Consider the following 9,708-nt stretch of genomic DNA (forward strand, 5'->3'; position numbering starts at 1 on the left):
ACCGCCTTACGTTGATGCACTAGATTAGACTTCTCGAATAGCACTAGCGCGCACGAGGTAGGACTTTAACGTACAGGATTTCTACATTCCATGACGCATTTCAAGTCAATAGAGCCCTATCTTGAATAATCATTTATAAGCAGAAAATGTCATGCCCCTGTTGACATGACATATAAGCGACTGCCTGTCGCACAAAAAGGCATACATTTTGTTTGTATGCCTTGATAGCTGTCAATTCTTAACTTAATGACATTGGCGCTTCGGCGCTTTTTTTAGTGCTTATAATTGGGTGATCTAGAATAAAAGTATAGGAAACTCTTTTCCTAAGTTGACAGGAGAATGCACGATTAGAGTCCATCAGGGAAAAACAGAACTATGTCAATAAAATGCCCAAAAGACAATAACACGTAAGCGCAACAATAGAATCAATAACTACATGAACAAAACTGCACGCATTGTGATTAATTATTGTCTTGATAATGATATAGGAATACTTGTTGCGGGCTATAACGAAACATTTCAGAAGGATTCCAATATAGGTAAAAGTAATAATCAGAGTTTTGTTGATATCCCATATGAGATGCTTCAAGATAAGCTTGAATATCTCTGTAAATCAAATGGCATCATATTTGTAATGTCGGAAGAATCGTACACCTCATAGGCTTGATTCAGGGATAAGGATGCAATACCAATCTATAACAGTGATAAAATATCATTTCAACGGTAAGAGAATACATAGTGGACAGTATAGAACAGCTGATGAGAATGTACTAAATGCAGATGTTAATGACGCATTAAATATACTGTCTAAAAGTAACGTTGTGGCTACAAGTAGTCTATACGATAGAGGCGAAGTAGACACGCAATAAGAATAAGGATTGACTAGCAATAGGTGAAAACTTAAATACTAAGCAGCTAAAAACTCCGACTTAATTTTAAAATTAAGCCGGAGTACTTTATTTGCTGTGTTTTCCAATAATAAATACAGCAGCTCCAATAATTATGATTAAAGAACCACATATTGTCAATAAATAGGAAACAACCATATATTTCTCCTTAAGAGGACAACATCCTTGTAAAGATAATAACATTTATTGGTTCAAAAGTGTAGTGTTTTTATTGAAATCAAAAGAAAAAATGCGATTTTAGTCGCACTTTCCCTATCTATCTTCGATATTTTTATATTCTTTAAGTTCTCCCACAAATTTAGTGGCAGGTCTAACAATTCGTCCACTATAAAGCTTAGATTCAATATTATGAGCAACCCATCCAACTGTTCTACCAATTACAAAGAGTAATGTATAGAGATCTTCAGGAATACCAAGCATATCATATACTAAACCACTATAAAAATCGACATTTGTACAAACATGAATTCCTTTTCTTTTATAGATTTCATCAATCGCAATAGCTGAGAATTTTCTATAGAATTCATATTCATCATGTCTAAATTTTTCGTATGATAGTTCTTCACATTGTTTTGCTAAGATTTCACTACGTGGATCACTTAGTGTATAAACGGCATGTCCAATACCATAAATAAGTCCTGTATGATCATTAAAGTCCCCATCTAAGATATCCTGGACTATCTGTCTAATACGAAGTTCTGAAGCTTGTATACCAATTTCGTTAATAACAAGTTCCATCTGCTTCTTAACAGCTAAATTTGCCCCACCATGCTTTGGACCTTTTAAAGAACCAATAGCACCAGAAATAGCTGAATAGATATCTGTACCAGTAGAAGATATAACAACATTTGTGAATGTAGAGTTATTACCTCCACCATGGTCTGCATGTAGAATAAGTGCAGTATTAAGTACTTCTGCTTCCTTATTTGAGAATGTACCATCTCTTCTTAATAAATATAAAATCTGTTCAGCAATAGAATAATCATAATTCTGATGATGAATAATCATTGATCCCTTATCAAAATGATGGACCTTTGATTGATATGTATAGCTGACAATAACAGGAATCTTCGCAATCAAATCAATTCCCTTATATAATGTTTCTAATACGCCTACATTGTCTGGATCATCATCATAGCTATAAAGCATCAATACTTCTCTTTGTAGCTTGTTCATGAGATTCTTCTCTGGATAGCCCAAAATATTTAATTCTAGGTATCTTTCAGGCAAGGTATAATGATCACTAATCATCTTCTTAAAATGCTCCAATTCCTCTCTATTTGGTAAATAGCCAAATAGAATCAAGAAGCACACTTCTTCATAGAGGAAACGGCGTCCTTTTCCATTTTCCACAATGTCTTTCACATTGATACCACGATAATACAATGTACCATAGTCATCAACTTTTTCACCATCAACCTTCTTGTATCCCACTACATCTGATATATTTGTCAAACCAACTAATACACCAGTACCATCTTCATTACGTAAGCCTTTCTTTACAGAATACTTCTTATAAAGTTCACCAGGGATAGCTGTCTCATCTAAAGATTTTTTAAAACAATCTTTTATATTCTGATCCATATCATCAACTCCTTTTTGAAGGTTGAATCTATTCTATCACATTATTCATAGATTGTATACAAGTATTCTCATTAATATCATAAGTTTATTTAGTTGTTTTATAATTATCTATACATGTATTTGTGTTATATATAAAAAAAGAAGGATTACTCCTTCTTAATCAATCCATCCAAAATGACGACATGCATATTCTATACCATCATCTGTAGAATCTTTTGTGACAAAATCTGCTTTTTTCTTTAAGTCTTCTACACCATTACCCATCGCAATAGATGTCCATTCCTTCTTAAACATAACAAGATCATTCTCACCATCACCAAAAACAACAACATCTTTAATATCAGCCTTTAAATACTCCATCATCTTAATGATACCTTTTTCTTTTGCATCATGCTGATAAGTGAGATAAGGCGGTACAAAGCGGATATGACCCACTGTATCTCTTAGAGTAAGTTCTTCTTCTTTGTCTTCTGGAATCGCAATATAAATCTTATAAATATCCTTCAAATCATCATAGTTCAATGACTTATCAAGAATATAACGGGTTGGTTCCTGTCTTTCTCCTACCTGTTCAATAAAGCGTTCATCCTTCATCACGACATCAATACTATCATTAACAGCAATTAATATTCCAAAGCCTTTTTCATCTGCTTCATGAATAAGCGCAAGAGCCTTTTCTCTGTCTAACGGACTATTTGTCACTAACTCGTCATTATAAATAAGTGCTGCCCCTCCATTAGATACAAGATTATGAATACCAAGCATCTTAGCAGTATCTTTTGTTTTATAATAAGCACGCCCTGTCGCAATTGCGACAAAATGTCCTTTGTCCTGTAATTTTTTAATTGTTTCTAATGCACTAGGTACAGGAATACCTGTTTTAATATCTGTCAAAGTGCCATCAATATCAAAGAAAAAATATTTTTTATCCATGCTTCTCCCTCTTCCAACGTCTATATTCAGTTATGTTATCTAATGCTTTTGTAATAAGTGCGACTAAATAATAAGCAACAACACATTCAAAAGCTACTACTATAATAACACGTAAGTCCGTAATAGGATACATATAAAAATAGGTTGGAATTGCATAAAGACAGCCAATAGTAAGTAGGATATTTAAACCAATATTAAACTTTCTTAAAAAATTGAGTGGTTTAGAAACCTTAAATAATACAATAAAACTAATAAATATAGTCACTAAGAAACTATATGTAGAAAAGTATTTCGCATTTAAGAAGAACACCCACTTTAATAAAAAATTAAACAGTACAAGCACTACAACACTTAAAGCACATGGAAGTGCTGTATGAATCACATGTGTTAAGAAGCCCTTAGAACTCATTGTTGTATCGTGTTCAAGAGTAATAATGAATGATGGTAATCCAATTGCCATACCACTTACCAAAGAGAGCTGGAAAGGCGTAAATGGATAAGTTAAGCAGAAGAATCCAAAGATCAGACTAAGAATTGTAGAATAAATAGTCTTAGTTAGATAGAGTGAGCTGACCTTTTCAATATTCGCAATGATGACACGACCTTCGTTTACAATTTCCTTCATTGAACTGAAGTTAGAATCTAATAATACAATATGCGCTGCCTGCTTAGCCGCATCTGCGCCATTGGCCATCGCAATACCACAATCTGCATCCTTAATTGCAAGTACATCATTGACACCATCACCCACCATACCAACAACATGACCATTTTCCTGGAAAGCTTTGATAATCAATTGTTTCTGTTCTGGTTTAACACGTCCAAAGACACATGTTTCTCCTAATACTTGTTTCATTTCATCTACAGTATCAGGGAGAGTCGAAGCATCCATATAATTATTTGCGTTATCAAGCCCTGCAAGGGTACATACACGAGAAACTGTAAGAGGGTTATCTCCTGAAAGGACTTTAATAGAAACACCCTGAGATTTGAAATAATCAAATGTATCATGTGCATCTTCTTTAATGATATCACTAATAGTAATAAGACAAACTGGAATAAGAGAATGATAATGTCCCTCTTCTAAATAATCTGCTTCTCCTAACAGTAATACACGTAATCCAAATTCAGAATAACCACTGACCTGATCTAAGATTTCTTTATTATCAGTCAAGAATTCAGGAGCACCTAATACAAAAGAACGATCATCATCAAAAGTAATGGCACGATATTTACGTTCTGAAGAAAATGGTACTTCTGATTTCTTATGATATTTATCATTTTTAGTGAAGTAATTCATTAAAGCTTTCTGAGTTGGGTTGATATCATCTACTAAGAAAGCAAATGAACCCATAATATCACAAATCATCTCACGCGTATATTGATCACTAATAGGAACAATATGTTTAACTTTAAGTTCACCTGTTGTAATAGTCCCTGTTTTATCAAGACATAGTACATCTACTCTGCTTAATGCTTCAATAGATTCCATCTGTTGAACAAGAGCTTTCTTTTTTGCAAGACGACCAACACCTAATACAAAAGATAAAGAAGTAAGAAGGACAAGTCCTTCAGGAATCATGCCTATAACACCGCCTACCGTTTTAACAAGGGCTGTATTAAAATCATTCGGCATGGCTTTATATTGTGCTCTAAAAAGTAGTATACCTACAGGTACAATAATAATACTCATAACCTTGATAATCTTCTCAATAGAATCTCTCATCTCACTAGATGCAAGATTCTTATGTTTAGCTTGGTTCACTAGCTTTGTAGAATAGTTCGCATTCCCTACACGAATTACTTTTGCATAACCACTTCCTGCCACGACGAAGGTTCCTGCATAGATTTCATCATTCTCCTTCTTTTTAACAGGTACTGATTCCCCGGTCAAAAGAGATTCATTGATTTCTAATGCATGATTTTCTACAACCTGGCAGTCTGTACCAATCTGATTACCAGCTTGTAAGAAAATAATATCATCCATAACAAGCTCTTCTACAGGAACATCAATCAGCTGACCATCACGAAGTGTTTTAACTTTTTCCACTGTAACAACACTTAGCTTATCAATAGTTTTCTTAACCTTGAATTCCTGAATGATACCTAATATTGTATTAGCTACCATAACACCAATAAACGTTAGATTCTGCAACTGTCCTGAAATCATAATCAAAACAGCTAAAAATATATTTAAAAAGTTGAAATATGTAAGTGTATGCTGCTTCACAATTTCCTTTTTAGTTTTAGAGATAGACTGACCTGTATAGTTCACCTGTCCCTGTTCTATTCTTTCTTTTACCTCTTGTTGTGAGAGGCCTTTTAATTCATTCATATCCACCACTCCTCATCTATTGCACTATCATAACAAAGAAAAGTGTATTATTTGTGTACTTTCATAATTAAATGTCAGTTTATTTTATTTAAAATATCTATTACCATTTCTAAATGATCTATACATCGATTAGTTTGGCGAATAACGAAATGATATTTTTATAACTTATATAATAATACACAAGAAAACGAAAGTATATCTTTTAAGATGGAGTTGTAGATATAACTTATGATGAATCCATAAAAGAAAAGGGGCTTTAATTTTGTGGGGAGTCAGGACTTCTTTTTTACATAAATTATAAATCTTCTTACATAAAAGAGCCGACTTCAATCGGCTTTTTTGTTATATTATGATATACTTATTATGTTAACGGTTAAAACATGTTAAACGGCTTTTTTCTTCTTACTGATTTGTTACTAGTTTAAGGCTTTATAGTGTTTTAAACCCCCTAAAAAACCGCATAAATACAGGAGGAAATTTATTATGAAACATTTATATATGATGCGTCATGGACAGACTCTATTTAATGTTAGAAGAAGAATTCAGGGATCATGTGATTCTCCACTTACTGAACTAGGTATTAAGCAGGCAGAAGCTGCAAAAGAGTTGATCAAGGACATTCCTTTTGATCATTACTACTCTAGTACGGCTGAAAGAGCATCTGATACATTAGAAATAGTAACAGACGGCCAAGTACCTTATACAAGAGTAAAAGGTCTTAAGGAAAGAGATTTTGGATTATTTGAAGGAGAAAGTGAAGATTTAAATCCTCATTTTGATGATTTTAAATATGATGACTTATTTCCCCATTATGGTGGCGAAACAGCCAAACAAGTACAAAATAGAGTTGTAAAAACATTAACTGAAATCATGAATAAAGAAGACCATGAAGTGGTTCTTGCAGTAAGTCATGCCGGTGCTTCTATGCAATTCTTTAGTGCATTTAATGACCCAAACATTATTTTTAACTCTGGAGGATTTACTAATTGCTGTATTCTTCATTATACATATGACAACAATGAGTTTAAGTTTGTAGAAATATTAAAACCAGAGGTAAAGTAGAAACATATGAAAGAGAAAGTATTATTTTTTGATATTGATGGTACGCTTGTAGATAACACTTATGGAGTTTATGATGTACCTGAAGGTGTAAAAAGAGAACTTAAAAGAATTCAAAATGATGGGCATAAGCTTTTTATCTGCAGTGGTCGTCCTAAAGCCATGATCAACCAGCAGTTCCTTGATTTGGGGTTTGATGGTTATGTCTTATATAACGGTGGTTATATCGAGATTGATGGTGAATCTATCTTTGAAGAGAGAATGGATACAGAACTTGCGACTCAGACAGTTGATATGCTTGAAGAACTGAATTGTGATTATATGATTGAAACAGCACATCATATTTATATTGATAAACGTTATAAAGAGCTTTATACGTTCTTTAAGAACCTCGGCATGGAAGAAATGTTCTCTATGGATTTTGACCGTAATGATGTCTTAAAACGTGCCATTAAGATAGAAGCCAATGTCACAAATAAAGACAAGCAGAGAGTAAGCGACTATTTAGATGGCAAGTTTGGTACTACTATCAGTTTTGATCAGCATGGCAGTGATAATTCATTTGAGTTCTTTTCTCCTAAAATGAGCAAAGCTATCGGTATTAAGAAAGTTCTCGAACATTATGGTTTAGATATCAAAGATACCTATGCATTTGGTGATGGTCTTAATGATATTGAAATGATTCAATTATGTCAGATAGGTGTAGCTATGGGTAATGCCGTAGATGAATTAAAGGCACAAGCCGATATTATCTGTAAACCTATTGATAAAAATGGATTAGAGGATATTCTTAAGACATTATTTCCTGAATAAACATCTGATCTTCATATAGGTATATTATACTTTAGTCAAGGTGATTGTCACGAAAAAAGGCAATGATAAATTAGCATATTATTTACCTATCACGGCCAGTTTAGGTCTATTAATTGGTGTTTGTTTTGATAATATAGGTGCAGGTGCCTGTTTAGGTGTCGGTGCAGCCGGTATCCTTTCTTTGTTTCCTATAAAAAAATAATCCTCCTTGTGGAGGATTTTTTCATTATTCGATTGTAATCACACGATTATCAAGACGAGGTGCTGCTTCTGGAGCCTTACCATCCGCAAATCCTATAATAATATTTCCGATGCCTTCATAGCCTTCTTCAATACCCCATTCTTTAAGAAGTCTCTGACCTTCTTCACCTTCAAATACTTCTTTCGCACGATGAATCCAGCAAGAACCAAGTCCTAAGCCATGCGCTTCATTGAGCATATTGCCAATCGCAAGTGATCCATCATAGATATATGTAGGATATTCTTTCTTTGATAAAACAACAATCACTACAGGCGCACCATAGAAAGGATCTTTATCACTTCCCATAACACTAGCATTCAACTTTGATAAATAATCTCTCATTTCTTTATTCTTTACTACTACAAACTTAACACCCTGTCTGCCCATACCAGTAGGAGCATATAAGCCAGCCTCCACAATTCTCTCAAGATCGTCATCTCTAGGCATTTCATCTGTATATTTTCTAATACTTCTTCTTGTTTTTAAAACATCTAACATATTCAAGCCCCCTTCTTATTTACGTTTTCAACAGTCACAATCATCACAATTGTACCTACTATACTTAATACTAAACCTAAAAATAATGTTTCATAAACACCCATACTATCTAGTAAAATGCCACCTAAGAAACTAGCTAGTACACCAGATACAGTCATGCTTGTGGTAACGAGTGCCTGTCCTTTAACTGCATCCTTTGCATCAAATAATTTATCTACATAATAAACAGATGCAGGAATAAATAATGCATAAGCAAGCATCTGAGTTGCCTGAGCTAAATAGATCATAAACATATTTGTCGCAAAATAAGTTAAAGTATGTTTCAGTGTGAAGAATATTGCGGAAATAATGATTGTATTTTTGATATTGATTTTATTTTTATACTTTTCAAATAAAGCCATTGTTGGTAGTTCCAACATCGCAGCCAAAAATACTGCATTACCCATATCTCCAGTATTACCACCAACGTTTCTAATTACATTGATAAAGAAATTATTAATGATTGTATGATCAAAATAAACTAATACAAAACCAGCTAAGAAGATCATGAATTTAAGATGCTTCTTAATAAAAGTTCCTGTGCTTTCTTTTTCGACTACTTTTTCTTCAATCACTTCATCTATTTCTGTCTCAGGCATCTTAAATGAGTGAATAAGAGGTAAAATACCTAAGAAAATAACAATATAAGCAAGTGGCATTAAAGTAGGACTCATTGCTTTTACTATATTTCCTAATACAAGTGAAGCAAGAGCATAAGCCACTGATCCAATACCACGTGCTACACCAAACTTAACATCAATACCCTGTTTCTGGAATGCGAAAGCAAGTGAATTGACTAAAGGCATTGTTGTATAGAGTATTGTAGAGACTGCAATAAACAAAGCAGCAGCTAAGAATGTAACCTTACTTGCAAACATAAGTAATACAGATAGAATACTACAAAAACCAAACATGATCATTAAGACTTTCTTCATAGAAATGTTTGACTTATCTACAAATCCTCCAAGTACAGGTTGTGCAATGCTTGTTAGAATATTTGCGATTGCAAGTACAATCCCAATTAAAGATGAGCTCATGCCAATTGACCCTAGATATACTGCAGCATAGCCCATAACTGCACAGAATCCTACAAAGTAAATCCCCTGCAACATTGAGTATTTAATATTAATACTTTTTGACTGATCCATTATATAATCTCCCTTACATGTGATAATAATATTATAACAGAACAGAAATAATTCTCTAATCTCTTACATATTCTGAAAATAAAAAACTCAGGATTTCTCCTGAGTAACATTCAATGGCGCAGGTTGAGGGATTCGAACCCCCGCAGGACG

The 9,708-nt window shown here is 33.5% G+C and carries 8 protein-coding genes; 3 read left to right on the forward strand and 5 right to left on the reverse strand.

Features of this window, described 5'->3' with window-relative positions:
- Positions 1-424 precede the first annotated feature (424 nt).
- Entirely contained in the window at positions 425-661 is a 237-nt protein-coding gene (locus ACFOZZ_RS03115; protein WP_376814685.1) for an IS200/IS605 family accessory protein TnpB-related protein, read from the forward strand.
- 499 nt (positions 662-1,160) lie between these two features.
- Here ACFOZZ_RS03115 and ACFOZZ_RS03120 read toward each other — a convergent pair whose 3' ends face one another.
- The 3 genes from ACFOZZ_RS03120 to ACFOZZ_RS03130 all read right to left on the reverse strand — a co-directional run bounded on the left by ACFOZZ_RS03120 (position 1,161) and on the right by ACFOZZ_RS03130 (position 5,760).
- On the reverse strand, positions 1,161-2,492 hold the full coding sequence (locus tag ACFOZZ_RS03120; RefSeq protein WP_147556544.1) for a citrate synthase: 1,332 nt from the start codon (positions 2,490-2,492) through the stop codon (positions 1,161-1,163).
- A gap of 156 nt (positions 2,493-2,648) precedes the next feature.
- Positions 2,649-3,425, reverse strand: a complete 777-nt coding sequence (locus tag ACFOZZ_RS03125; protein WP_278861083.1) for an HAD-IIB family hydrolase — start codon at positions 3,423-3,425, stop codon at positions 2,649-2,651.
- Positions 3,418-5,760 (reverse strand): HAD-IC family P-type ATPase, encoded by a 2,343-nt coding sequence (locus ACFOZZ_RS03130; RefSeq protein ID WP_376814683.1) that lies wholly within the window; start codon positions 5,758-5,760, stop codon positions 3,418-3,420. Before ACFOZZ_RS03130 ends, ACFOZZ_RS03125 begins: the two co-directional genes overlap by 8 nt.
- A 483-nt stretch (positions 5,761-6,243) precedes the next feature.
- On the opposite strand from ACFOZZ_RS03130, the gene ACFOZZ_RS03135 reads away from it, so the two are divergent.
- Both ACFOZZ_RS03135 and ACFOZZ_RS03140 read left to right on the forward strand, forming a co-directional pair.
- Positions 6,244-6,822 carry a histidine phosphatase family protein gene (locus ACFOZZ_RS03135; RefSeq protein ID WP_376814684.1) on the forward strand — a complete coding sequence of 193 codons (579 nt, stop codon included), beginning with the start codon at positions 6,244-6,246 and terminating at the stop codon, positions 6,820-6,822.
- Between the two features lie 6 nt (positions 6,823-6,828).
- On the forward strand, positions 6,829-7,632 hold the full coding sequence (locus tag ACFOZZ_RS03140; RefSeq protein ID WP_278779186.1) for a Cof-type HAD-IIB family hydrolase: 804 nt from the start codon (positions 6,829-6,831) through the stop codon (positions 7,630-7,632).
- Between the two features lie 226 nt (positions 7,633-7,858).
- On the opposite strand, the gene ACFOZZ_RS03145 is transcribed toward ACFOZZ_RS03140, so the two are convergent.
- Positions 7,859-8,371 (reverse strand): nitroreductase, encoded by a 513-nt coding sequence (locus ACFOZZ_RS03145; protein WP_286696951.1) that lies wholly within the window; start codon positions 8,369-8,371, stop codon positions 7,859-7,861.
- A gap of 2 nt (positions 8,372-8,373) precedes the next feature.
- Positions 8,374-9,558 (reverse strand): MFS transporter, encoded by a 1,185-nt coding sequence (locus ACFOZZ_RS03150; RefSeq protein ID WP_055289188.1) that lies wholly within the window; start codon positions 9,556-9,558, stop codon positions 8,374-8,376.
- Between the last annotated feature and the right edge of the window lie 150 nt (positions 9,559-9,708).

Origin of the sequence: Catenibacterium sp. GCM10023432 (assembly GCF_042651925.1) — a bacterium.
Classification (GTDB): Bacteria; Bacillota_I; Bacilli_A; order Erysipelotrichales; family Coprobacillaceae; genus Catenibacterium; species Catenibacterium mitsuoka.